General features: G+C 46.4%; 19 protein-coding genes. 5 read left to right on the forward strand and 14 right to left on the reverse strand.

What is annotated here, in order from left to right:
- Positions 1-79: 79 nt before the first annotated feature.
- Entirely contained in the window at positions 80-1,402 is a 1,323-nt protein-coding gene (locus NC997_RS09510) for a hemolysin family protein (protein ID WP_190410123.1), read from the reverse strand.
- Positions 1,403-1,683: 281 nt separating this feature from the next.
- Between NC997_RS09510 and mfd the strand changes: the two genes are divergently transcribed.
- Together mfd and NC997_RS09520 are read left to right on the forward strand one after the other, a co-directional pair.
- A complete protein-coding gene (gene mfd / locus NC997_RS09515) occupies positions 1,684-5,181 on the forward strand; it encodes a transcription-repair coupling factor (RefSeq protein WP_190527016.1) in 3,498 nt (1,165 codons plus the stop codon).
- 589 nt (positions 5,182-5,770) lie between these two features.
- Entirely contained in the window at positions 5,771-6,133 is a 363-nt protein-coding gene (locus tag NC997_RS09520; protein ID WP_190410141.1) for a Mo-dependent nitrogenase C-terminal domain-containing protein, read from the forward strand.
- Positions 6,134-6,436: 303 nt separating this feature from the next.
- On the opposite strand, the gene cobW is transcribed toward NC997_RS09520, so the two are convergent.
- The gene (cobW, locus tag NC997_RS09525; RefSeq protein WP_190527018.1) at positions 6,437-7,486 is read right to left on the reverse strand and encodes a cobalamin biosynthesis protein CobW; all 1,050 of its coding nucleotides are present in this window, start codon (positions 7,484-7,486) and stop codon (positions 6,437-6,439) included.
- A 771-nt stretch (positions 7,487-8,257) separates the two neighbouring features.
- Here cobW and NC997_RS09530 point away from each other — a divergent pair.
- A complete protein-coding gene (locus NC997_RS09530; protein ID WP_199306156.1) occupies positions 8,258-11,359 on the forward strand; it encodes a DUF4157 domain-containing protein in 3,102 nt (1,033 codons plus the stop codon).
- Positions 11,360-11,866: 507 nt separating this feature from the next.
- Here NC997_RS09530 and NC997_RS09535 read toward each other — a convergent pair.
- On the reverse strand, positions 11,867-12,286 hold the full coding sequence (locus NC997_RS09535) for a DUF2267 domain-containing protein (RefSeq protein ID WP_190527020.1): 420 nt from the start codon (positions 12,284-12,286) through the stop codon (positions 11,867-11,869).
- 311 nt (positions 12,287-12,597) lie between these two features.
- Between NC997_RS09535 and NC997_RS09540 the strand changes: the two genes are divergently transcribed.
- The gene (locus tag NC997_RS09540) at positions 12,598-13,059 is read left to right on the forward strand and encodes a DUF4332 domain-containing protein (protein ID WP_190527022.1); all 462 of its coding nucleotides are present in this window, start codon (positions 12,598-12,600) and stop codon (positions 13,057-13,059) included.
- Between the two features lie 139 nt (positions 13,060-13,198).
- On the opposite strand, the gene NC997_RS09545 is transcribed toward NC997_RS09540, so the two are convergent.
- From NC997_RS09545 to NC997_RS09560, 4 genes are all read right to left on the reverse strand, one after another.
- Complete coding sequence (locus NC997_RS09545) at positions 13,199-13,915, reverse strand: heme oxygenase (biliverdin-producing) (RefSeq protein WP_190527024.1); 717 nt, start codon at positions 13,913-13,915, stop codon at positions 13,199-13,201.
- A 447-nt stretch (positions 13,916-14,362) separates the two neighbouring features.
- Positions 14,363-15,058, reverse strand: coding sequence for a fasciclin domain-containing protein (locus NC997_RS09550; protein ID WP_190527026.1), 696 nt, complete (start codon positions 15,056-15,058; stop codon positions 14,363-14,365).
- Between the two features lie 123 nt (positions 15,059-15,181).
- Entirely contained in the window at positions 15,182-16,777 is a 1,596-nt protein-coding gene (locus NC997_RS09555) for a gamma-glutamyltransferase family protein (RefSeq protein ID WP_190527028.1), read from the reverse strand.
- Between the two features lie 32 nt (positions 16,778-16,809).
- Positions 16,810-17,607, reverse strand: a complete 798-nt coding sequence (locus NC997_RS09560; RefSeq protein ID WP_347276096.1) for a DUF2259 domain-containing protein — start codon at positions 17,605-17,607, stop codon at positions 16,810-16,812.
- Positions 17,608-17,857: 250 nt separating this feature from the next.
- On the opposite strand from NC997_RS09560, the gene NC997_RS09565 reads away from it, so the two are divergent.
- Positions 17,858-18,613 carry a ferritin-like domain-containing protein gene (locus NC997_RS09565; protein ID WP_190527030.1) on the forward strand — a complete coding sequence of 252 codons (756 nt, stop codon included), beginning with the start codon at positions 17,858-17,860 and terminating at the stop codon, positions 18,611-18,613.
- Positions 18,614-18,798: 185 nt separating this feature from the next.
- Here NC997_RS09565 and NC997_RS09570 read toward each other — a convergent pair whose 3' ends face one another.
- From NC997_RS09570 to NC997_RS09600, 7 genes are all read right to left on the reverse strand, one after another.
- Positions 18,799-19,668, reverse strand: a complete 870-nt coding sequence (locus NC997_RS09570) for an aldo/keto reductase (protein WP_190527032.1) — start codon at positions 19,666-19,668, stop codon at positions 18,799-18,801.
- A gap of 163 nt (positions 19,669-19,831) precedes the next feature.
- Positions 19,832-20,614 (reverse strand): ABC transporter permease, encoded by a 783-nt coding sequence (locus NC997_RS09575; RefSeq protein ID WP_190410112.1) that lies wholly within the window; start codon positions 20,612-20,614, stop codon positions 19,832-19,834.
- A gap of 216 nt (positions 20,615-20,830) precedes the next feature.
- Entirely contained in the window at positions 20,831-22,969 is a 2,139-nt protein-coding gene (locus NC997_RS09580; RefSeq protein WP_190527034.1) for a hypothetical protein, read from the reverse strand.
- On the reverse strand, positions 22,966-23,412 hold the full coding sequence (locus NC997_RS09585) for a hypothetical protein (RefSeq protein WP_190527036.1): 447 nt from the start codon (positions 23,410-23,412) through the stop codon (positions 22,966-22,968). Before NC997_RS09585 ends, NC997_RS09580 begins: the two co-directional genes overlap by 4 nt.
- Before the next feature lie 171 nt (positions 23,413-23,583).
- Positions 23,584-24,378, reverse strand: a complete 795-nt coding sequence (locus NC997_RS09590; RefSeq protein WP_190527038.1) for a hypothetical protein — start codon at positions 24,376-24,378, stop codon at positions 23,584-23,586.
- Between the two features lie 169 nt (positions 24,379-24,547).
- The gene (locus NC997_RS09595) at positions 24,548-25,339 is read right to left on the reverse strand and encodes an ABC-2 family transporter protein (protein ID WP_190527040.1); all 792 of its coding nucleotides are present in this window, start codon (positions 25,337-25,339) and stop codon (positions 24,548-24,550) included.
- Positions 25,336-26,343, reverse strand: coding sequence for an ATP-binding cassette domain-containing protein (locus tag NC997_RS09600; protein WP_190527042.1), 1,008 nt, complete (start codon positions 26,341-26,343; stop codon positions 25,336-25,338). Before NC997_RS09600 ends, NC997_RS09595 begins: the two co-directional genes overlap by 4 nt.
- Positions 26,344-26,488: the final 145 nt, after the last annotated feature.

The following is a 26,488-nucleotide window of genomic DNA, read 5'->3' on the forward strand; positions in this document are numbered from 1 at the left end:
TCAACATCAACGCACGATGCAGGCAATGCCGATAACACGCAAAGCGTTAAAACACGCTCAACCCAGCAATTTCAGCATCTCAATCGCCAGACTCGGAATCAGCGGCGTCTCTAGAGACGGGCATCACCAGCACCTTATCAACGCGATTGCCATCCATATCCATCACTTCAAAACGCCAACTACCCAGATGAAAATGGTCGGCAGCCGTAGGAATTTTCCCTAAATGGGTAATCATAAAACCGCCCATTGTGTGATAGTTTCCTTTTTGCGTTCCCGGCAATTCCTCAATATCTAATATTTCAAAAAACTCTTCCACCGACAACATTCCATCAATCAACCAGGAACCATCTTCGCGTTGTACGGCTGGAGGAGATGTTGTACTATCGATTTCTACATCACCAACGATTTCTACTAAGATGTCGTTGAGCGTAACTACTCCCTGAGTGACGCCGTATTCATCTACAACCAGCGCCATGTGAGTGCCGGTTTGCTTGAATAATTCTAGAACTTTCAGCCCTCCGGTACTTTCAGGCACAAATACCGGCTGTTTCAACGAGAGCGTCAGGTCAAGCTGTTGTCCGGACAGACAGCGCCCTAATAGGTCAGTCACGGGAATGATGCCCAAAACATTATCCAGTGCCCCCTGACAAACGGGAAATCGGGAATAGGCGCTGTTTATAATCTTGCGTTGATTTTCTTCCTGGGAGTCTTCTAGGTCAAGCCAGACAATATCCGGTCGGGGTGTCATTAACGCACTCACGGGTCGGTCTCCCAGGCGAAACACTCGTTCCACCATGTCTTGTTCTGCTTCCTCAAAGGTTCCCGCCTCCGTGGCTTGCTCGATTAAGGCTGTAATATCGTGTTCGGTGATTTCACCATCGGTAGACGGTCTGATGCCCAACAGCCGCACCATCATATCGGTGGAGGTACTCAATAGATAAACAACCGGGGCGGCAATAGTAGCCAACATCCGCATCGGGATAGCAACAGATGAAGCAATCCGTTCTGGATAGTTTAAAGCCAGGCGCTTGGGCACCAGTTCGCCAATAATCAGTGTCAGATAGGTGATGATCAGGATGGCGATCGCTGATGCGATCGCGTTTTTATACGGAGCGATCCAGGCAATCAACCCTAATAGAGGGGTAAGGCTTTTGGCGATAGTTCTTTCGCCGAAAGCACCGGAGATAATTGCTAGGAGGGTTATCCCCACCTGAACAATCGCCAAAAACTGATTCGGGGAATTCGCCAGTTCCAAGGCAGCGCGTGCTTTGACATCCCCTTGGTTAGCCAGCTGTTGCAGCCTCACCTTCCTAGCCGAGACGATAGCTAACTCTGACATCACAAAGATGCCATTGGCAACGATCAGTAGCAAAACAATCAGAAATTCGGTAGTAGGGGTCATTTGTCAATGTGTCAGTAATATCGGCGAACGGTGCCTTAGATGGAAGTAGGGGCGATACCCGAAGTTGGATGGTTAGAAAACCAGAGAACCAATGTGCCCACCCCGATATCAAAAGCTGGGGTTCCCCAAAAAAGCAGTAGCTATAGAGAAAGTAGCATTTTGTGTAAAGCAGAAATCTATCGGTAGAGCAGTCTCGATTTGAACTGCCTTCTAAAATGATGGAAGTAGGGAGGTATACTCCTGCCTTTTTGTCAGAACGAATTAAGCATTTCCTCCAACTGATGGCATTTTCTTCTATTATTCGTGCCCTAGGGCGATCGCCTCTCACGACAGAACTCCTTTCTAAGCTCGACCAACAACGGTATCTACAGCTCAACGGTATTCCCCGTTTGCCAAAGGGATTGGTGGCTTCTGCCCTCGCGCAAGCCCAAGGACAGAATTTGTTCGTGGTGTGTGCCACCCTGGAGGAAGTCAGCCGCTGTTGCGCTCAACTGGAAGCAATGGGTTGGCAGACGGTACATTTTTATCCGACTTCTGAAGCATCGCCCTACGAGCCATTCGATCCGGAATCGGAGATGACTTGGGGACAGATGCAGGTCTTGGCAGATTTAGTCAGGACTGAGGTGACAGGAAGTTCTCAGTCCTCAGCAAAGATGGCGGTTGTGGCGACGGAACGGGCGCTGCAACTTCATTTGCCGCCTCCTGAAGCTTTTAAGCCTTTCTGCATCACCCTGGAACGCGGACAGAGTTGGGATTTAGATGCCTTTAGCAAGAAGGTGGCGACTCTGGGATACGAACGGGTGCCTCTGGTGGAAATGGAGGGGCAATGGAGTCGGCGCGGGGATATTATCGATGTGTTCCCGGTGTCGGCTGAGTTGCCGGTGCGTTTGGAATGGTTCGGGGATGAACTGGATCAGATGCGGGAGTTCGATCCGGCGACGCAGCGATCGCTTGATAAGATTGAGCGGCTGGTGTTGACTCCGACTGATTTTAGTCCGATTGTTCGGGCGGCGTTAGAAGATACGAACCGCCAAAACGCCAAGGTCGCGAAGGAAGAGAGGGAAGAGAGGGAAGAAGAACCAGAGAAGAGTACGCGGCGGTTGTTGGGGGTGGCTTTTGAGAAACCGGCTTCTTTGTTGGATTATTTGCCGGAAAATACGCTGATTGCGATTGATGAGCCGGAGCAATGTCGCGCCCATAGCGATCGCTGGGTGGAACACGCTGAAGAACAATGGGCAATTGCGAATAGGAAGGAGGAATTACCCAAAATTCACCGCAATTTTGATGAATCTTTAGCGGCGGTGGAACGCTTTAAGCGGCTGTATTTATCTGAATTGGTTGAATCCTCAGTCCTCAATCCTCAGTCCTCCGCACTCAATCTGGCTAGTCGTCCGGTTCCGGTAACGCCGCATCAGTTTGCTAAAATTGCGGAAACTTTGCGGAACGAGCGCGATCGCAGTTTCTCGATCTGGATCGTTTCTGCACAACCTTCCCGTTCTGTATCGTTGCTCCAAGAACACGATTGTCCGGCGCAATTTGTCCCCAATCCCCACGATTATCCGGCGATTGACAAGTTACAAATCCAGAAGACGCCGGTGGCGGTAAAATATTCGGGGATCGCGGAACTGGAAGGATTTATCCTGCCAACCTTCCGATTGGTGGTGGTGACAGACAGGGAGTTTTTCGGACAGCATTCTCTGGCAAGTCCCAGCTATATCCGCAAGCGTCGTCGGGCGGCGTCTAAGCAAGTCGATCCCAACAAGTTGCGCCCCGGTGATTATGTGGTTCACAGAAATCACGGGGTTGGTAAGTTTCTCAGGCTGGAAAGTCTGACGGTTAATAACGAAACCCGCGAGTATTTGGTAGTGCAGTACGCAGATGGTTTGCTGCGAGTAGTGGCAGATCAGGTCGGTGCGATGTCTCGGTTTCGCGCCACGGAGGGGAAACCGCCGGAACTCAATAGAATGTCCGGGAAGGCGTGGGAATCGACTAAGAATAAAGTCCGCAAGGCGATTAAGAAATTGGCGGTGGACTTGCTGAAGTTGTATGCTCAGCGATCGCAACAACAAGGTTTCGTTTATCCAGCGGATTCGCCTTGGCAAGAGGAATTAGAAGATTCTTTCCCCTATCAACCGACGCCGGATCAGTTGAAGGCGGTGCAGGATGTGAAGCGGGAAATGGAAAGCGATCGCCCGATGGATCGGTTGGTGTGCGGTGATGTTGGTTTCGGCAAGACGGAAGTCGCCATCCGCGCCATATTTAAAGCGATTACCGCCGGGAAGCAAGTTGCTTTCCTCGCCCCAACGACGATTCTGACTCAGCAGCACTACCACACCCTAAAAGAGCGTTTCGCCCCCTACCCAATTGAGGTAGGTTTACTCAACCGCTTCCGCAGTGCGGAGGAACGCCGCAATATTATCAAACGACTGGCGACGGGTGAATTAGATGTCGTCGTTGGCACTCACCAACTCTTAAGTAAGGAAATTCGTTTCCGAGATTTAGGGTTGTTGGTGGTGGATGAAGAACAGCGATTTGGCGTTAACCAGAAGGAAAAAATCAAATCTCTGAGAACGCAGTTGGATGTGCTAACTCTTTCCGCCACCCCAATTCCCCGAACCCTTTATATGTCACTGTCGGGAATCCGGGAAATGAGTTTGATTACTACGCCGCCACCCTCTCGGCGTCCGATTAAAACTCACCTGGCATCCTACGATCCCGAAGCGATCCGCACGGCGATTCGTCAAGAACTCGACCGGGGGGGACAGGTGTTTTATGTCGTCCCGCGAGTCGAGGGAATTGAAGAAACTGCCACGAAGTTGCGGGAAATGGTGCCAGGAACCAGGCTAGCGATCGCTCACGGTCAATTAGACGAATCTGAGTTAGAAGCGACGATGCTTGCCTTCAGCTCTGGCGAAGCGGATATCCTCGTCTGTACCACGATTATTGAATCCGGCTTAGATATCCCCAGAGTCAACACGATCCTGATTGAAGATGCCCATAAATTTGGTCTATCCCAGCTATACCAATTGCGCGGACGGGTGGGACGTGCTGGCATCCAAGCTCACGCATGGCTATTTTATCCCAAGCACAAGGCGCTCTCAGATGCCGCACGGCAACGGTTACGGGCCATTCAGGAATTCACCCAATTGGGTTCTGGCTATCAACTTGCCACGCGCGATATGGAAATTCGGGGCGTCGGTAACTTATTGGGTGCGGAACAATCGGGACAGATGGATGCCATTGGTTTCGACCTTTATATGGAAATGTTGGAGGAAGCGATTCGCGAAATTCGCGGACAGGAAATTCCCCAAGTTGACGATACGCAGATTGACTTGCAGCTGACGGCGTTTATCCCCGCGGACTACATCACCGATTTGGATCAAAAGATGAGCGCTTACCGTGCAGTGGCTGCGGCGAATTCTAAGGAAGAATTAGTGAGTATTGCCGCAGAATGGAGCGATCGCTACGGGAGTATCCCTAAATCAGCAACTCAGTTGCTGCGGGTAATGGAACTGAAACAACTGGCGAAAAAACTCGGCTTCAGCCGGATTAAACCAGAAAGCAAACAACACGTTATCCTAGAGACACCGATGGAGGAACCCGCCTGGAACCTGCTCAAAGATAATCTGCCAGAACACCTGAAAACTCGCTTTGTCTACACCTCCGGTAAAGTCACCGTTCGCGGTTTGGGCGTCTTGCCTGCCGAGCAGCAGACGGAACATCTGATTACTTGGTTGGGTAAGATGCAAGGGGCACTCCCAGAACCGGCACTCGTCTAATTTACATATCAGTACTGACAGCTCGGTTTGCAGGGTCGAAGAGTTGAAATTTGTCTTTAAGTTTGTCTGCGATTAGATCGGGCAAATCGGTAGTGTCAAAACCTCTTCCTGTCTCCCTGCAAATTTTTTGTTATTTTTGCTACCAATCCTCTATCAATCTCAGGAAAGATAATGAACAAATTGCACTCAAAAAAATTACCTCGTTGGGTACTTCCGCTTTGACTGAATACTTAGTTTTAATGTAATTAATGAATGCAGTACAGCCAAGCTAACTCTGTAAATCTCCTAGATCAGAATTATCGGAACATTTGTTTAACTTATCTAATTCTGTTCTTCTAAAATTGGCTTGAGCTGGCATTTCATGATTTCAACCAGTCGAGAAATAAACTAAATTCAGTCTCTAAGCAATCCCAGCTTAGGTATTTTGACGTGGCATTTGTTTAATTGGTGATTATTTCATCAAATCTTTAAAAATCCTGATAGAATTTGTTCGTAGTTTTATGAAACATTTCTTTAGGGTTTGTATCTTGGAAATAGGGATGAGCAAATACTCAAGCAATTGGAAAACACAAGGGTGAACCTAATGAGTATGATCTGCACAGACAAACAGCCGAATACCCTAGAAAGTATTGCACTCGCTTCAGCAGAAAGCGTACAAGCAGCTAAAGTCGTTCGCTCGCCTAAAAAGCAGCAATTCGATATCCTGCGCCCACTCCGTCAATGGCTGGACGGAATTGCGATTTCTGACCGTCAGATGGCTGAGCTTCTCGCAAAGGCGATTCCGGCACAGTGCCCCTTTGAGCGTGATATCAAGCTATTTGGTCACAAAGTAGGACACATTCCTCCGTTGTGCAAACTGAATCCGTTTTATGACCAACTGGTAGGATTGCGTTTTCGGGCCCTTTGTTATCTAGTCGATCAATGTGGTGTGGATATCCAGTCCTACATCTAGAAAAAGCTAGAGCAAATTGTGCTAAGGCAAGCATACGCTTTCTGGCGATCGCCAGATGACAGTAAAGGTAAAGGTTCAGCATCAGCCCAGTCAATCGCATCTCACCCAGTTGGGCGTCTCCGCTAGACCCATTTGGATGAAAGAAGTTTCCGAATTTTCCTAAACCTACGACGATCCGGAAACTTGCTAGTTTTTAGAAGAGGATGTCACTGTAACGCCGGAAGATGGAAGGCTAGTGCAAAAGGCCAAAGGCGACTTGAGTAACTCCCGCCAGGATGCCTTGCACTTGCAAGATGAAAGATTTTAGCCAGGTAACGCTGCCAACTGCAACTCAATTTCATCGGGATTGAGCTTCTGACCAATAAAGACTAACTGAGTTTGCCGGGTTTCCTGTGGTTGCCAAGGACGGTCATAAAATTGATCGAATCTCGTTCCCACTCCTTGTAATACCAGCCGCATCGCTTTGTTGGGAACTGCCACAAATCCCTTGATTCGATAAATTTCCTGTTGTTGCACCAACGCTTCTAACTGTTCTTGCAGCTTCTGGGGATCGAAAGTACGGTTTAAAATCACCTGAGTCGAGGTAATTTCTTCGTCGTGATCGTGGTCTTCTTCAGTGTCGTGATGACTGGGACGATTATCTAAGTTGTCTTCTACGGCACTCTGGAAACCCAAGAGAACCTCCGGATCTAATTTTCCGCGATCGCTCGGTACCATCTTGACAGCACGAGACAGTTCTCGTTCAATCAACTTCACGACCTCAGCCTGCTGGGTAGCGTTCACCAGATCGGTTTTATTCAACACCACCAAATCGGCACACGCCAGCTGATCTTCAAAAAGTTCTTGCAATGGGGTTTCGTGTTCCAGGTTGGGATCTTCCTGGCGCTGTGCGTCCACCGCTTCGGGATCGCTGGCAAAGGTTCCCGCCGCCACCGCTTCGCAATCCACGACGGTAATCACAGCATCTACCGTCGCTGCATTGCGAATTTCAGGCCAGCGAAATGCCTTCACCAGCGGTTTTGGTAACGCCAATCCCGATGTCTCCACTAAAATGCAGTCGAGACTATCTCTGCGCTTCAGCAGTTCTAGCATCGTCGGCAAAAATTCTTCCTGAACCGTACAGCACAAGCAACCATTGGTTAATTCAACAATGTTGCTGGTGCTGTCGGCTTCTTCTTCTGGACAGTAGCCACAAGAACGCAGCAATTCGCCATCAATCCCCAATTCGCCAAATTCGTTGACTAAAACGGCGATGCGGCGTCCTTGATTGTTCTGTAGCAGGTGGCGAATCAGAGTTGTTTTACCACTCCCTAAAAATCCGGTGATAACAGTGACGGGAATTTTGGTAGCCATTGTTTGAAAAGTGTTGAGTTTTGAGTTTTGAATTAATCATTCAGTACCAAGGCAGCTAGGGTGTATCTCTGTTTCTTTACAAGTGCCTTGTATACACGATTGACTATTCTAGGCTGAAAGCTGAAATTTAGGTGGATGGCGCGATCGCTCTAGGGTAAGCGCATCTAAATTCTGGATGTCTTTCCCTGTAAGAATCTCATTATTAGATAAATATAAAAACTAAATGCTTGAACCCCTTGTGTAGTAGCTATTTCAAAAATAAGAGACGTTTTCCGTACTACCTTGACAGGCAATCTGCTTGTTCTTTTGGCAACGTGAGTCTATTAACAACAAATAAGATACAGTTATCGCCATCAGCCGGTGCAAGGTGAATGGATAGCCCTTCACAGGCTTAAAGATAGTTGATGGTGAATACAGGTGGCTCTATATTAGCTCCAGCTTTTTCCCTCAGCATCAGTAAGCGATCGCTCCAATTCCAAATACTCGCTTTTAGCCGCTTGCCGCCTATGTTTCATCATCACCACTTCTCCTGCACCGCTGGTACAGAAGCGTCATTCAAGCCAATCATTTTCACTTGTTTACACGAAAAAATATTGAAAATTTGTATACATAGCTACTTATTTTTTTAATTCAAAGAAAGATATTGAGGTTATTATTTTTACTTGTTTTGATGAGAAAATATTAATATTCATGCACATGAATACTCAATCCATTTATCTAAAGATATTATTGAAAAAATTCCTGACACTGGCACGTAGAGGTCAATAATTTATGGCTTACGAACGAGTCTCCAAACGCTCCTCTGGGAATTCTCACATCCATAAAAAAGATTCTCGCTGGACTACCCCTGCGATGCCAGTGCAAGCTAAACCAGTTTCTGCGTCGCCACAAGAGCAGGAACTACCAAGTTACACTCCACTACCCGCTAATTGGGCGACTAATAATAACTTGATGCGGAGTCTGTCAGGGGCGGGAGTAGTCCAGCGTCAGGAAGAGTTGGGCAAAGAGGAGCTAGAACCGATTCAGGCGAAACTTACCATTGGTCAGCCCGGAGATAAATATGAGCAGGAAGCTGACCAAACAGCACAGCAAGTCGTAAATCAGATTAACGCACCAGCTCCCCAGCAATCATCTCAAGGTGAGACTCTCCAGCGCGAGGAGATGTCTGAAGAGGAAGAACTTCAGATGAAACCCGCATCCGGTACTCTCCAGCGTGAGGAGATGCCTGAAAATGAAGATGAAGAACTTCAGATGAAACCCGCATCTAGCACTCTCCAGCGCGAGGAAATGCCCGAAGATGAAGAACTTCAGATGCAGCGTAAATCAGATAGTGAACCAATGGCGGCTACGCCTGACTTAGAATCATCTATTCAACAGGCTAAAGGTGGGGGACAATCACTCTCGGACAATATCCGAGAACCGATGGAACAGGCATTTGGGGCTGACTTCAGTGGCGTCAAGGTTCATACAGATGCTCAGTCTGACCAGATGAATCAATCCATTCAGGCGAAGGCATTTACAACGGGGCAGGATGTCTTCTTTCGCCAGGGGGCATACGATCCGGGGAGTCGGGGAGGGCAGGAGTTGCTTGCTCATGAGTTGACTCATGTGGTGCAGCAGAATACGCAAAATGCCAAAATTCAGCGTGTGGAGCAAGGAAAGGGGAAGGAAGAAGCAGCAGAATGGGTGAAGAAAAATCCGAGACCAGAAGGTTTAACGCCTTATAACAGGAAGCAGAAAAGAGCAAAACAACCTAGCGATTCCGAACAAGATATAACCTCGACTAATCTGGGACGAACAGAAGGAACGAATGAGTTTCTAAAAACTCTACAAAATCCAGAAACGCTTAAAGCATATCAAGAACTTGAACAATTAACTGGGAAAGATATCCTCAAACAAGCAGGTATTTGGTCCGTAGGTAAAGGGACTTTTGGGACAGTGTTTCCCTATAAAAAATCAGGAAGTTCAGATACCGATCCTGCTACTCATGTAATTAAGAAAGAAAACCTTGGTAAAAGAAATTATGATGAACGAAAAGCCGAACGTAAGCGAGCTATATATATTCCTTTAGTTGCTCATGAGTTGGGATTTACGCATATGCCGCTTTCTACATCAATGCCGCAAGATAGCCAGGTAGAGAGGCAGAACAAACAGAATAATATTCTTTCTAATCTAGCACCAGGAAAAGATGGCAGCAAAAAGATGGCTGCGGCATCAAACCCTGACTATGCGTTTGAAACAATAGATAGAGAGTTTGATGATTTTGTAAAAAAGGAGACAGGGAAATTCAGATCCGATATTTCAAAGGGAGACCTAGAGGAACTCAAAGAAAGATTTGGATATATCGAAAGATTGAAGGAAGCCGAAGAAAAATTCAGTTGGAAGAATAAAATTCAGGAGCTGGATGTAGATGAGCAGCAAATTCAGGATGTAGTAATCCTCGATATGCTGTTTCAGTATCAAGATGGTTCATATACTCAATATATGTTCGATCAAGGTGGTTTACAAAAGATTGATAATGATGATTATGGCATAGGAAAAGTGGATAGAAATCGAACTAAAGTATATTCAAGCTCATTTCCCGTAGGATTACCTAACGCAAATAAGCTTCTTACCGAGGCTACTAAAAAACGCATTTTAGAGATGGATGCGGAACACTTAAAAAAAATCCTTAAGGCAGCTACATATAAAGACGAATCTGGCAACAATCCAAAAGAAAAGCAAAAGCAACAGGTATTTGATGAAGCAAAAGCTTTACGTAACTTAGAAGATATCCAGTTTCTAATAAAGAAAGCAGAGGAATATGGTGGCATCTCACTCCGAGAAGTGTTTGACTTATACAATGCTAGAGATGAAGATGAGGTTCTCGATCCTGAAAGTAGCAAAGCAAAAGGCTGTGAGTCACTGATCAAAAAAATAACCAAACAAGAGGAAGTTTCACCTAGTCAGCTATACAATATTTTAGGTGTTGAACTTCCTACAGCACGACAAGACCTTTTTCAAAATTATCCTGATGTCCATAAAGAATTAGGAGGCATTGACAAAGACCGTCAGCAGGAGCTACAGGAAGAACGTAAACAAAAGGGTTATGCTCCAAGTATTAAAGACAACCCAGAGTTTATAGAAGCTATCAAGGAACGCTCAAATGCACTTCGACCAGAGCGCCAAAAAGTTATTCAAGAACAGCAACAAGCTAAAAATTTGAAGGCTTTGCAAAAGCTAATTAATGACATACCTAGTCAATTTGAATCATTAGGAAATATTAAGGTAGATGAGCTTTTGAAATCAGCGCAAGACATTAAAGATACAGAGCAAATCGAAGGTAACGATCATAGATTTAGTCAGCTCAAGAACTGGAAAGCAAGACGCACTAAAGGCAAAATTCGAGAAAAAATCTCTGCACATAAAGGCTATAGCTATGGTACAATACAAGATTTGTTAAATGATGCAGAAGCGGAAAGTTCAGCCATTAATCATGGCAGAATTAAAAGTAAGGCAATGTATCCTGTGAATGTATTCCGCCTTCAGAAACTCATTGAAGAGAATAAATCTTCTCTTAAAAAGAGAACTGATTTACTCAACGATCATATGGACAAAATAGTAAACAGTATTAAAACTTTAGATCCAGTTCCTCTTAAAGAACTGAGAATTCTTGGTGATATTCGCTTAGATGTAAAGCCAAAATTAGAAGCTGATATATATGCCTTAAATAACTTGATAGGGCAGCTAGAAAAGATAGTGAATAATGTACTGAAACATAAAGAATATGTCAAAGTTTTTGGGGAAAGTAATGTTTTGGAGGAGTATATTGTGAATTTTAAAAATGTCATTGAGTTATATAAAAAGGCAGCTCAACGGAGTTGGGTACCCTGAGAATATGAACCGTGTTCTTGACAAAAAAAGACTCTGCCTCAACTCCTCTACTCTTCCAAAAGAAATTAATCGCCTTCACTCCACATCATCCGGTAAGTCTTTATCGTCATCCCAACTTACTCCGGAAAATATTGCGATCTCTCACTTCCACAGAACAACAATTTAAGTAACAGGATAGTGCGAGCGGTGATTTTTTAGGGTGCGTCTCAATGTATTTTACGAAATGGGATCGCGTTTACTTTGTTGAGAAAGCAGGAGAGGATGCGATCGCTCCAGTTCTTGACTCTGCTGCTCAGTTGATCTAGTAGCGAGAACCGCTATAAACTACAGATGAACGCAGATATTCAGTTTGCCCAAGGACTTTTTGGATAAGTTATAAGTCACTGGGTAAAGATAAACGTAACTCACGCTCGTGCTTCGTGGTTCATAGTTCGCAAGTAATTTTCTATTCCCCGATGAACTATGAACCGTTTCATTACTTAGGTTGTTTTGTGCAACCCTACTTGATTAAGCTTGTTGCCACATCTCCTGAATTTCACCTGGGAGATAGCTAGCAACTTCCTGAATTCGTTCGGGAGATAGCTCCTCTTTGGTTGCAGAAAAGACGGCTTTAATAATTGTTTCTGCGTCTCTTTCGGGTAAATTACCCTCTTGCCTCAGCCGAACTAAAAAGTTTTCCGGTTTAATTTTTAACTGGGGTCTTATTTTGCTTAAGAAACTGACAATTGGATTGGTGTCTTCCCACAAATCTTCCACTTCATCAGTTGCTGACTTGTCCAGTTCTTCCTCGACTCGCTCCACCGCTTCATTAGACATTACGTCGCGCATCGTGCGGAAGACTACTTCAGCCGCATTTTTTGCTTCATCCAGATCGTTTAAGTTTCCTTTTGTCTTGACTTTCTCTAAAAATGCGTGGTGTGATGCCATAATTCTCTGCAAACCCTAAAATTATCAAACTTGATTAAATGAGTATTCTCAAAATGAGACACTCAAACTCTAGTTAATTTATAAAAGTAATTTAGTTCTTACGTCTCTCTGAAGAAGTAAATAATTTTACATAGCTTTCTAGCTAAATTTTTAGCTAATTAAATCGTTAGTTGCTGTATTATTAGCCATTTGGTAGAGTAGAAAATATTACCTCCCAAGCGGGATGTGACTTTCTCGGTGTGTGGAAGCGCTGATACAACCGCTGCAATTTTGTAGATTTCTCAAAAGTCCATACACTTGAAATTCAGAAAATGAAACCCGTTCATTCCTCGCCTCAAAATCGCTTCATTCCTAGCAACTGGCGAATCGAGCAACTGCCTGGATTAAGCCCGGAAAATCAAGCTGGATTAAGAGACTGTGGCATAAAAACCACTTTGCAACTACTCCAGCAAGCCAGTAGCCCAGTGCAAAGGCAAGCCTTAGCTACTCAGTTACAGATTCATATTCAACACATCAATAAATGGGTGGCTTTGGCGGACTTGTCTCGCCTTCCGGGTGTGGGTTGCGAATATTGTGGGCTGTTGCTTCATGCCGGAATTGCTTCTTGCGCCCAACTCGCCCAAACGCCCGTTGAAAGGATACATCAACAAATTTTGCGGCTCCAAGTCGCGACTCTACAACGCCGGGATCTCTGTCCCACGCGGGGCGCGATCGCACAATGGATCGAACAGGCGCGTGCAGCTACGCGATCGCCTTCTTGCAGCCGCGTCTAGGAGACTCCGATCACCACGATGACCTATAAAAGCTGACAATCCTGAAAGCTTGATGATAATGGCTTCATCATCACCCAGCCTCCAGGATTGTAGAAAATCGTGTGTTGTAGTCTAAAAGTCTTGAGAGAGCGTCAAGTTATTATTCGGCAGTTGCAAGATCCGTGCTGCCACGAGTGCGTTTGCGTGTTAGCGTGTTGAACAGCATCTGACCAATTGCCTTGATCAAGTTGCCATTTAATTCTTGGAACAGCTTCATATTCATGGCAAAAGCATCATTAGCTTCATCCACAATCTTGTCTGCTGTGGCATCATCAATTGGCAGATCGTTCATGGCTTGGCGATAGGTTGCCTTGAACGCCTTTTCATCGTCAATGTCTTGAAATTCGTAGAAAGCAGTTCCTTGCCCATCCGTGAGGTTCATCGCCCGTTGAGCGATGCCCTTGAGGATTTGACCGCCGGATAAGTCGCCAAGATAGCGGGTATAGGAATGGGCAACTAACATTTCTGGGGCTGAAGTGGAGACTTCGCGGATGCGCTGGATGTATTCTTCAGCAGCAGGCGAGGCAGAGATTTGTTCGCGCCAGTTGGTGCCGTAGTAGTAAGCGAGGTCTTGTTCTAGGCTCTTTTTCCGGTTTAGCTGGGGAAAATAAATCTTAGACAGAATGGGGTGTTGCCGGTGCCCTTCCATCTCTTCTTCCATTGCGGAATAGACGAAGTAGAGGTTCTTGACCAAATTCCGGTAAGAGTTCTTCTCAACAACGCCTTTTAAAAAGCACTTGACAAAACCAACGTTTTCCGCCATTGTGTGGGATTTTTTGGTTCCCTCACGCAATTTGGTTGCTAAATTGCTGCTCATGCTAAATTTCTTATCCCTAAAGTCTACGGAGGAGCGTACCGATCTTTTCCACGGCTTGAAAACCGCTAAAACGTTAGATTAGACTGATTTGCTGAGAATTTTCATTAAGAATTTTGAACATCGGCAGCTCTTGAGGCTAAGTCACCGGGAAGCAAGGCAGCGACGATTTGGAATTCTAGATCGGGCTAAAACGTCGCTACAAAGCAGCCGCTAGGCTCTCCGTAACATTTTATAATTTCTCATTTTCTGGGGGTTAGGGAAATCAACCCACTAAAAAGGGCGGGTTTCCCCGCCCTGAAAGGCTAATCGATGCCTCATCGTCACCCACATTTAAAAGCTTGAATGCCAAAGCTTGAAACGATGGAATTAAGGTAGATACATCTGTATTGAAACAAGGCTTTGATAGATATCTAGAAAAATCCGCTTCAGTTAGGGGAGTGTCAAGTCCTACTGTGCTGTCTGACTAGAACCAAGACTTGCTTGAATATCCGGAGGCAGAATTACTTTGTCAACAACGTGGATGACGCCGTTGCTGGCTGGAATATTCGGCTGGATCACCTTGGCGTTGTTTATGGTGATTTCGCTGCTGGCACTATCAACCTTAACGGTAACGGGGGTACCTTCAACGGTTTTCACTTCGCCGGATTTTAGTTCGGTGGAAGAGATTTTACCTGGCACCACATGGTAGCTCAGAAGCTTGACTAGGGTTTGTTTGTTTGCTGGTTGCAGTAGCTTGTCCACAGTACCGGCTGGTAAAGCGGCGAAAGCGGCATCAGTCGGTGCAAATACCGTGTATGGCTTGTCTCCAGTTAATTGGTCAGTCAAGCCTGCTGCTTGCACTGCTTTGGTGAGAGTGGTGAAGGAACCATTGCTGGCTGCTGTTTGTGCCAGTTCTCCCAGGTTTTTGTCTTCGGTTGCCGCACCATTGGCTTCCGCACCAGGGGAGGTGGTAGGAGAAACTTCAGCACTGGGTGAAGTAGTAGTAGCAGGAGCTTCAGCAACTGGTGATTCGGTTGTTGCGGTCGAATCGCCCGTCGGAGCTTGGTTCGCTGTGTTTGCACCAGGCTGACCGCCGCAAGCAGAGAGAACGACCAGGCTACCAACACCGATGACGCTGAACAACAGTTTTCCTAAACTTTTCATGAATGGCCTCTTGGTAAAGATAAATTACAGAGCTATTCACAAAAGTTAATAATAAATTGGTCGAGAGCTTCTCAGCCTATGGAGGTATTTAGAGATGCGATCGCGTCTCTCTAAGGAAAGGTATCACCAGGCTAATGCCAGCCCATCGGCCCGGGGTTCGGAGGCGGCAACCAGTACCCCGCCTTGCCGCAAGATGATCTGCCCCTTGCCAAACATTCCGGGTTCTGCACTGATTTGGATATCATGACCGCGTTCAGCGAGCGCAAAAGCAATATTCCGGGGCACCATCTGTTCCAAAAGCACTGTCTTACCCGTAACAAACCGCCACCTGGGTGCATCTAGCGCTGCTTGGGGATTCATCCCATAGTCTAGGAGGTTGACAACGACTTGCAGATGTCCCTGGGGTTGCATGGGTGCCCCCATGACGCCAAATGGTCCTAAAGGTTGACCGTCTTGGGTAAGAAAGCCGGGAATAATCGTGTGAAAGGGGCGTTTCGCTGCTCCCACTTGATTTGGGTGTCCCGGAGTTAGGGTAAATCCCGATGCCCGGTTTTGCAGAGCGATGCCGGTATCGGGAACCAGAATGCCGCTGCCAAAGCCACTGTAGTTAGATTGGATGAAAGATACCATCAGTTCGCTGTCAGCCGCCGCGAGATAGACGGTGCCTCCCTTGGGCAACCCAGGCTGAGCGATCGCAGCTTCTTTTCCAATCAAACAGCGTCGTTCGTCAGCATAAGCTTTGTTTAGCAGGTGTTCTAGGGGCACCTTCATAAACCGAGGATCGCCAATATATTGATGTAAATCGGCAAAAGCCAGCTTCATCGCCTCAATTTGCAGATGGTAGCTAGAAACGGATTCGCGGGGGTAATCGGGTAGGGGATAACCTTCGAGAATATTCAAAGCCATTAGCGTTGCGATGCCTTGAGTATTGGGAGGAATTTCCCAGACGGTAATGTCCCGGTAGTTAGTGAAAATAGGCTGCACCCAGTCACAGGCGTGGGTTGCTAAGTCAGATGCTGTCAGAATGCCGCCGGTGTTAGCGGCAAAGTTAGTGATTTTTTCGGCAATTTCCCCTCGATAAAAGCTTTCCCCTTCAGTTTGGGCGATCGCTCTTAGGGTTTTGGCATGAAGCGGACTCCGCCAAATTTCCCCGGCGGCGGGTGCCCGATTTTCTGGAAAAAATACTTCTTTAAATGGCTGAAACTCTGGTGCAATCAGCGGCAAATAGATTGCCTCGGCTCGCTTCCACGCCCGTGCCGTCTCCGGTGACACGGGAAAACCTTCTTCAGCGTATCGAATCGCCGGGACAAATAGCTGCTCAAACGGTAGCTTTCCCCAACGCTTCCATAATTTTTGCCATCCCGACACCGCACCCGGTACGGTGACAGTCAGCCAACCCAAATCGGGAAATTGCTGCATCCCAGCAAAAGCGTCTAGATTGAGATGGTAGGGACTTTTCCCCGAAGCATTCAATCCGTGCAATTGCCCATCCCAAACTAAAGCGAAAGCGTCTGCACCGATGCCGTTGGAGGTGGGTTCTACGACAGTCAGCGCGATCGCCATCGCGATCGCGGCATCCACCGCATTTCCCCCAGCCATCAGCATTTCCATCCCAGCCAAAGCCGCCAGAGGTTGGCTAGTTGCCACAGCACCTCGCTGCCCCATCACCACTCGTCGGGCACTAAAGTAGGGATAATCGGTTAAATTTTCTGGCGGCATTGTATTTTTAAACCGGGCAATTTATAGCTGGATTAAAGCGGGAAACTCTGTACCAAAGTCGTCTGTACTGCCCCCTGTTCAGAAGGTTCGATCGTATTCATTAGAATAACCGCACTGCGTCCATTTGGGGCTAAGCGCACTTCTCTGAGCGCATATTTCATCGTATTATCGCGGTATGTATTCAGGCTGCTCAGGGTACGTCTCCGATTGTTGTAAATAATCTCAAGTTGTAGGGCAGCACGATCTGTATCCGCATTTCCTCCATACGCAACTGATGGGATATATTTTTGCCGCATTAATACCTGTAGAGGGTCTTTCTTATTCTTCACTAAAAAGGTATAAACTTCACTTCCATCTGGGTTGGTGACGCGAGAAAGAGCAGGCAGTCTTCTTCCTGCCGCTGGACGATTTAATTTTAATTTGTACCGAATTTCCGCTGTTTTTTTGAGTAATTCTGTTTCAGCGGCTTGAGTCGTTGGGCTTGAAGATTCTTGAGTATTTTCTGTTTCTATACAGCCATATTCAACGCAAGAATTTGTAGGTGCGTTTACAATTTGCAATTGTGCTTGAGGCGTTTCCGTAATCGGATTTCGATAACTTTCTAGATAAATATAGTGACGGCTATCGGTTGAGAAACCCGATAGTCTACGACTGGTTTTGAAAATTTCTGCGAGTGCGTCTGAAGATATGAAAATCGTCGCAAGCGCAACAAAACTCAGTGAAATTACGGGTAAACTTTTCATGGCAATCTTATTCTTTTGAATGCAGAGATTATTTGATTTTAAATTTTTACTTGAGGATTGACAATTTCTTTTAAAGTAGCGAAACACTCAATTCCTGTTAAACTGTTGCCCGCTCAGCCTAGAAGCTTCTGCACCCTAAAATTCCTTAGAGTCAACTGTAATAGATATTTCCTGGGAGGGATGCTTTTTACTATTTAAGCTCAGTAGAGCTAGGAGTTTAGAGTCAGCGAGCAAACCCCCTATTGGCAACAACAAAAGCAACCTCTCTAACCCCCTATTTAAAAAAACAGCGATAGAATATCATCCGTTAGCTCTAAACACTCAAGAAAATTTCAGCATGAACTTTTTTACATACCTGTTGCACTTAGCCGGATCGGGTGCTGGGGCTTACATTGGTGCCAGCCAAATTCGCGATCCTTTAACGCGCCCAAACGTCCTCGCCGGGTTCCAACTGGCAGAATCCGGTTCAGTTCCATTTCTGCAAGCCTTGAGCGATCGCGCCGCCGCCGAAGGCGATACCTGGTTAGCTGAAAAACTTGCCCGCCACGCCTCTGATGAAAAGCGTCACGGTCAAATTTTTGCTCAAGCGCTGAAGCGGCTGAACAAGCAAGTCATTGACTTCAAGAAAGCTGCTGAAGCCAAGCCAGAGGGTAAGCCGGATGAACGCCGCCGCAGTCCCTTTTTTGAAGCTTACTTTGAAGGATACTCCCAAGAAAGCTTGAAACCGCAGAATATTGACTGGGTGGTGTTCATGGCTAGCACGTATATCCTAGAACTGGATGCCAGCAAAGACTTCGTTCGCATGGCTAATGTGTTACCAGAGGATGAACCGAACAGCGCTAGCTTGAAAAAGGGACTCCTCAGTATCGCCCACGACGAAACCGGACACGCCGCTTATCTTTTAGAAGCGCTAAAGCGTCGCCTCCCAGATGCAGCGGTAGAAGAGATGGTGGATGCGTGGCGGACTCGCAAGGTGAATGCTTTGTTGGCAATGGTGACAAATCTGATGCAGAAAAGCGGACAGATGCCTTCTCTGGTTCAGGATGGCGTTCCCACAGAAATGTCTGAGGAAGCAGAACTAGCGGTAGCTTAACCTATTTTCTCGTTCTCTGATTTCCTGTAGGGCTTTCGCATTTAGGCGAACATTTCTGTCACACACCCTGATTTTTGAACCCGAAGACTTCGCCCTCAATCTAGCCGTGGGGAGGGCGAGGCATTCAGAGCAACTATTGTTACAGCAAGCGTTTTTTCGCTGGAATGCGAAAGCCCCTACAATCATCAGGATGCTGTAGCGCGGTCGATTTGGGCAACTTCTCGATCTGACAGCTTGACATCGACAGCACGCACAGAGTCTTCAATGCTGGAAACTTTACTTGCGCCGGGGATAGGCACAATGGCTGGAGATTTTGCCCGCAGCCATGCTAGGACAATATTGTAGACAGAAACGCCTTTTTCTTGGGCAAGTTGCGCGATCGCATCAATATCTTCCAGTTTGCCCACGCGACGGCTACCACCCAACGGACTCCAAGGTAAAAACGTTAGTTGTTCCTTTTCGCAATACTCCAGCACTCCGTCCTCTTCCGGCTGACGATTCCAAGGATTGTACTGATTTTGTACAGAGACAATCTCAACCACATCACGGGCGCGTTTAATTTGCTCTACTGAAAAGTTAGAGACGCCGACAAACCGGATCGTCCCTTGTTCTACAGCTTCTTTGGCTGGTTTGAGCGACTCTTCAATCGTGTAATCTGTATCGGGTGCGTGGTATTGCCAAATATCTATCGGCTTTCCCCCCAAAGTCTCAAAGCTGATCCGAATTGTCTCCCGCAGATGTTTGGGGTTGCCGTTGCGCGTCCAGCTACCGTTAGGGCGCATCAGTCCGCCCTTAGTGGCAACCAGAACATTACTCTTATCACCTGAATAAGAGGAAAGCGCTTTACTAATTAAGCCTTCGTTGTGGTGCTTATCTGATTCATCTTTGCAGTAGGAATCAGCGGTATCAATCAGCGTCACGCCCAAATCGAGGGCGCGATGGATGACTTTGATGGATTCTGATTCTGGGGGTCTGCTACTTAAAGACATCGGCATTCCACCCAGTGCGATCGCGCTGATTTTGACACCTGTATGTCCGAGTTCTTTCGTTTCCATTGTTTGATTTTGCTTTCGTCTTCTACCCCTTCAATTGATTGAAGATTGCCGGATGGAAATCGTCTGTCTGACGGTTAGTTCTCAACAAGCGATCGCAAATTCTGTTGGTCAACACCTTGCAAGGACACAGCATTAGCGTGTCCATACGTCTAAAAGGGCAATTCTAACTCGACGCACTCGTATAAAATCGCAGTGCAAACCGCCAGAAAACCCGCGAAGCGAATAATAGCGCCAACGCCAGAATTCCCGCACTCACTATCCAACCCACCTCGACGCGCCCCAGCATCGCCTCCGCTGGGATAGTCGTTAAAAACGCTACTGGCACTATGAAAGTAAAGAAAAAACGGTAAGCAGCGGGATAAGCAACCATTGGGTATCGCCCAGCTTCTAAAAAGCCTCTGAGTACCTCAGTGACGTTGTAGATTTTCACAAACCAGATGCTAGTCGCCCCCAGCATAAACCACAGGCTGTACAGAATTGCGAAACCGAATAGTAGCGGTATCGTACTTAAGAAATAGTCGCTGATTCTCAAACCCAACCGCGCCCCAGCATAGCCAATCAGCACCCCTCCAAAGACTAAATCTGGCAGTCCCCAAGGAGAAAAGGCGCGGGTAGAAAGCCAAAATTGGCTGCTGATTGGCTTCAGCAGCACAAAGTCTAATGTCCCTTGCTGAACCTGATCGACAATCCGGTTTAAATTAGGCACCAAAAAGCTATTAGAAAAGCCTTGCAGGATCGTAAAAACTCCTAGCACAACCAAAGCTTCCTCCCATTTCCACCCTTCAAAGGTGTAACCATTGCGGTAAAACAAGGACAACCCAAACATACTACCGGCTAGGTTTCCCAAACTACTGAGTGCTGCTAGAACAAAATTAACCCGGTATTCAAGTTCGGCAGCGATCGCTGTACTCCAAAATAGCTTTAGTACCCGTAGATATCGTTGCATCTTCTCAAGGTTGCAAGGTGTGCCAATTTGAAAGTAACGCGATTTACTAAGAGCAATAGAGCTTTCGTCACTGGTTGTTGGGGATGCGATCGCGTAGCGTCTTCGTAGGATAATTTCAGATTGAAGAGTGTGATCGCACTTTAGTTATACGGTGCGATCGCTCTTGGTATGACGATAGCAGTGGTGTTGTTTAGATTTGTGTTGTGAGGCAGCATTTTATGGTGTGGAGTTAGTTATTTGGAAAAAAGTTTTTACTGTTCCAAGTTCACCTGCTGGTAAATTTCCAAATCCAATTTCAATTAGGTCTTGATTTCTAGGTTCATAGTCTTTAAAAACAATACCGTCTAGGCTAATATTTACTTTGCCCTCTCCAGAATGCTTAAGGAGTAGTGCTTTTGGCGTCTTACGGTCGTTAACATCAATCGTGATTACTCCTGCATGATTGTAATTGTTAGTGTCCTTTTTTATTTCGCTATGCACTCTGTTATCACGAATACCAAGAAGACCACCAAATCCGTTTTTGGTTATTAAATTTATGAAGGCTTTAACCACGTCACCATGCTCAGTACCAGGACTTACATAACCAATACCAAAATTCATTTGAAATGACTCGTCAGCAGTGGCAGCTAATTTTTGATTACCTGCGAAGCTGGTTTTTCCAACAAATGCCCTACTGAACTGAGCTAAGCGAGTTCTGGTTCTGGTACAGTTAGCCGATGTTGCGGCTTGTTCAGAGGCGTTACCGAAACATTTGGGACGGTCTACATTTTGTGTAATAATAGGCGTTCTTTGTTTTCCTTCTCCCATACTGTAGGCGGGTGTCCTGCCGTCAACGTCATAACCTCCGATGTTTTCAATGTTAAAAACAGACCCATCGGTGTTTATTTCAGATGGTGGATCAAGTGCAATAATTGTGTTCGCGCCTTGTCTGTAAATAGAACCAATCTCAGCACTCATAATTGAGCCAAGGCTGTGACCTATTAAGTTGAGGCTTCCACTAGCTTGTCCATCACTTATTCCATATGTATTTCTGAGTTCTTGCACTGCAACCTCAGCAATAGGCCTGATCCATGTTGCCGCATAGTAGACACCGCGAGGACTTTGCTCAAAAACTTGTTGATAACCTTTGTTATAAGATGCTTCACCCCAGTCAAGCATCAGGACTCGATCGCCCCCGTTTTGTCTGGCAACTTCCTCTGCCAGCGATTTGATGTTAGGTGTTTCAGAGTCGTTATTCCACCCGTGAGTAATTAGCCATGTCCGTTTTGGATTGGGTGGGTTCTGGACAGTCCTAAAAAAGATACAACGTGTACCGGGGTCTATCTTACTACCGTCTTTCCGGGTTCCATTTTTCTTTGCACCAGCCGTCTCAGCAGCTGCGTAGGATGGTGATTGCCCGTCAGATGTTTTTATAGTAACTGGTTTACTGCGTATGCCATCTATAACGGGACATTGTTCTGTCGCAGTCTGTCCCCCAGTAGCAGGTGATCGCCTACTCGTAGCCTGTCCCTCAGCCGAAGGCGATCGCCCGCTCGTAGTCTGTCCCCCAGCAGAAGGCGATCGCCACATCCTTCCATAACCTTGAAGATCAGAATCAGCAGAAGCTATAAATTCTTGTCCCCGTTCATCCACAACTTTTAACGGAAGTGAAGATTGACGTTCTACTCTTGCAAATTGAACAACCTGAACACCCCTTTGTGTCGGTTCAGCTACCATAACATAGCGCTCACCTTGCCACTCGATTCTTACTAATCTGTGCTGAAAAAGCCAAACTTCAGCTATTTGTCCAGAGTTGCTACCAGCCCTTGATACACCACATTTCCAGGGAGTAGCATCTTGAATAGTCCAAAGTCCAGAAAGATAGTTATAGTCATAAAAAGCACTACCACCATATCTCGTGAAACCTAATACACTATAACTTGCCCAACGAGTTTGGGCAGCACGTACCGATGCAAGATCACCATATCGTTTCAGGCTTTGGAGTTTTCTTATTTGTTCTGTCTCGGCTGGGCGCACCCAAGTCTGAGATTCACTGCAAATATTAAACGTGATTGTTCTGGAGGATTGAGACGCTCGCAAATGCAAGCGCCCTGTCGCCGTCTCTCCTCTAGTAGAAAAAGGCAATCGCCTTGTTGAAATTTGAGAATTAATCAAAGATTTTCTAGTTTGTATCTCCTTTTGAGTACGGCTTTCACTGTTAGTTGGTGATTTTATCTGTTGACGGGATTCTTCACGCAATTTCTGCATTTCTGCATTCGTCGGGTATCGCTGAGATTGTGCCAAAACGGAGATTGAGCCAGTACCTAAAACTGCTAAGCTGACCCCAAAGCTAAGTAGCGAGCGCACTTTATTCATCTTTTATTACTCCTCCGTAATAGAGTCAATACTGGCTTGTTAGGGTTGATAAGATTGAGTCTATAAACTGTCATAGGTGGATTTGAACCATTTCCTTCTGCTACTGTAATAAGAAAGGCAGCATTGCTGTTGGAAGCTTTTACTATCTTGTCAATGAATTGATCTTCTATTTGTCTCACACCCAAAGGTCTTGGTTCTTTAAAGTAAGGTTTAGAGATACAGAAAAGTGCTGCGCCATCCTGATAGCGAGCTGCTGAAAACCAATATTTTTGCCGATTAGCTCTAAACTCGGTTTTATAGAAAACTACGAACCTGTCATCTTGTCGTAATGCCTGATTTCGACGACAGCCGTTATCTAAATATACTTCATCAGCAGAAGCTGGCTTAGATAACGATAATATCGTCCCGGTAAACAAACTTAGAGTTGTTAAAGTAACAGTCACAAACTTGCTCGAACTAGCCATATCAAATTTGACGCCTCTAAAAACAGGAAATGAGCCACTATCCGAAATTGCCTAGTTCACCATGAAGCTGAGTAGCGATCATTCCTGCATAAACTTTCTACCCTGGTTTCTAAAACTATTTATTTTTCCTGACAATTACTAACAATACTGTTAAGAGCGAATGTATCCATTTTTTCGGAGAAAACTACGCAACTCGCTGAAAAACTTCTGGCGCTCGCTTCCCTGATAAGCCTGTTGTACTTGTCGCCACCCTTCCTGTCCTTGACCTAACAGATACTTTCCAGCTAAGTAAGCTGCCAATGCTGGCTTCGCCGCCTCATCATTATTTTTTGCCTTGATGAAATCTTGCCACATCTGGTAGGTATCGCTGTAAACCAGTTTCGGATAGCGACGAGTTACATCTATCATTTTTCCCTGACGATGTTGCCAAATTTGCAGGGGATAGCGAGAAGCCGCATAGCTAGAAAAGGCATAGGCAAATCGATCGTCCCGACTATAAAACTCTGGAATTCCATCTCGGTCTAAATCCCTAAACTCGTAACCGCCATTACCCCATTCATGCTTAATATATGCATATCGTTTCTGCATGGGGTTATATTGGTAAATTCTGGAAGAAACGCAACAGTGAACGCCACCACTAAACAGGTCTACGATTACTTCTGGTTCTCGGTTTTTGTCTAAGTTCCGAACATAAAGGTTAGATAACCGACAAGCATCATTTTCGATTGATAGCGGTTGCTGCAATACCGTTTGACCATTGCGAATCACTTTCAAACTCAAGCTATTCTGACACGAACCTTCTCCTTCTTGATAGGAAGATTCGGCTCGCACATTGCCAGATTGAGCAGTTTTGGTTTCTGCCTTGGCAGCACTCGCCAAGAACAAGGAGCCAGCACTCAAGATTGCCAAACTTACTCCAAAGCTAAGTAGCGATCGCACTTTCATCAACCTTATCCTCCTCTGTATCACCCCCCAGTTCTACCAGACTCAAATCTCAGTCCACATCCGTAAATTCCCGCACGTACAGGCAATTCACGCTAGTTTGTAAGTGAAAAGACGCGATCGCATCCTCACCCCATCTAGAAACGCGATCGCACTCTTCCCCTCTTTCTTCCTACGCCCCCATCCCCGAATATTGTTTCAATCCCCGCCGCCACATCCAACGATTCCAGACAAAAAACAGCAAACACCAACCGAACATTGCCAACAAACCCCGCCCTAAATCCACTGGCAACCCTACCAACAATGCCGCCGGGAAATGCACCAGATAGGGAAATGGCGTCCACAGCACCACTTCACGCACCGCTGGCGGAAAAACTTCTAGGGGTGCCACAACGCCAGAAAGAAACAGATACAGCAAAAACCAGAATTGCTCGATGGCGCTAGCGCGTTCCGTCCAAAAAGCGAACAGAGCAAACGTGTATTGGATGAGAAAGCGGAGCGTGAAGGCGATCGCTAACACCCCGAAAAATAATAAAATTGTCCCCACACTCGGCAACCAAAGAGCCTTCGGGTAGAGCGTGAAAAACAAGATTATCAACCCCACAATGAACGGTAAACGGGCAAGGCGTTCGGAAAGATGGGAAGCGACATGATGCCACACCGGGTCTAAGGGTTGCAGCAGTCGAGAAGACAACGTCCCTTGTACCACCTGCTTCTCAAATTCCCAAATCACCCAAACAACCGTAAACTGCCTAACCAGAAAGGCTGCAATGAAATAACGGGCAAAATCTACCGGCGACAGTCCAAATTGTCCACCTTGCGATGCTGCTTCCATCCAAATCCCCATCAAGATGAAGGGCACAGAACCTGATAACGCCCACAAAAATAACTCTGCCCGATACTCCACCATATGAGCGTAATAAGCTATCAGCAAAGTTTTGGCTGTTCTAATTGCTGAACTCATACAACGACTCCCGCCCGAAACACCTGACCGATGACTTCTTCAATCGGCGGGTCAGTCACCGCCAAATCCAATACATCCATTTCCGCCAAAATTTTAGCGACTGTGCGTGTCAGCGCCTCCCGCCGCACCAGCAACCGCACCACTTGACCTTCTACCGCTTTGATTTCGCCATAAGACTTTAAAGATGCCAAACTTCCCCTTTCAAGATCGTCTTTGGGTAGCGGATGCGTCAACTCTATTTTCACCTCGCGGTAGGGGGCAAAGCGGTCTAGAAGTCCATCCAAACTGCCATCATAAATTAGCTGACCTTGATGAATTAGTAGCACCCGCTGACACAAAGCAGTGATGTCTGCCATGTAGTGGCTGGTTAAGAGAATCGTCGCTCCATAGAGCTGATTGTACTCCCGCAAAAATTCCCGCACCCCCACCTGAGCATTGATATCCAGCCCCAGCGTCGGCTCATCCAAGAACAGTACCTTGGGCTGGTGGAGGAGTGCTGCTAGCAACTCAGCCTTCATTCGTTCCCCTAAAGAAAGCTTCCGCACCGGCTGATTCAGCTTGCCTTGCAGTGAAAGCATCTCCGTCAGTTCCCCCACCATCCGCCGAAACTCTTTGTCGGAGATGTTATAAACAGCGGCGTTTATCCTCAGCGAGTCCATCGCTGGCAAGTCCCAGAGCAACTGCTGTTTTTGCCCCATCACTAGCGTAATTTGTTTTAAAAAGGACGCCTGACGCTGGAAAGGAACCTGTCCCGCCACTCTTACATTCCCTGCGGAGGGATGGATTAACCCCGTGAGCATCTTCAGAGTCGTCGTTTTTCCCGCGCCATTGGCACCTAAAAACCCCACTACTTCCCCCGGTTCAATCTCGAAGGAGACATCTTGAACCGCCTTTACCTCGCGGTAGGTGCGGCGCAGAAAGTGCTGTAATGTCCCCTTAAGTCCGGGTTCTTTGACCGCCACTGGGTAGACTTTGCTCAGTTTCTCAGCCGAGACAATAGGCATTGCAATTAGCTTTTTCTATAAATCTAACTTGATACTCTAAAAAGCGGCTGGATGTCCCTATCCAATGGCAAGACTTAAACAGGTATCCTAGATTACTCTTGATTCCAGACCGAGCTTTTCCAATCTCAAGGTATTTACGTTTTTG

Origin of the sequence: Trichocoleus sp. DQ-A2 (genome assembly GCF_039961915.1) — a bacterium.
In the GTDB taxonomy this organism is placed as follows: Bacteria; Cyanobacteriota; Cyanobacteriia; order Cyanobacteriales; family FACHB-T130; genus FACHB-T130.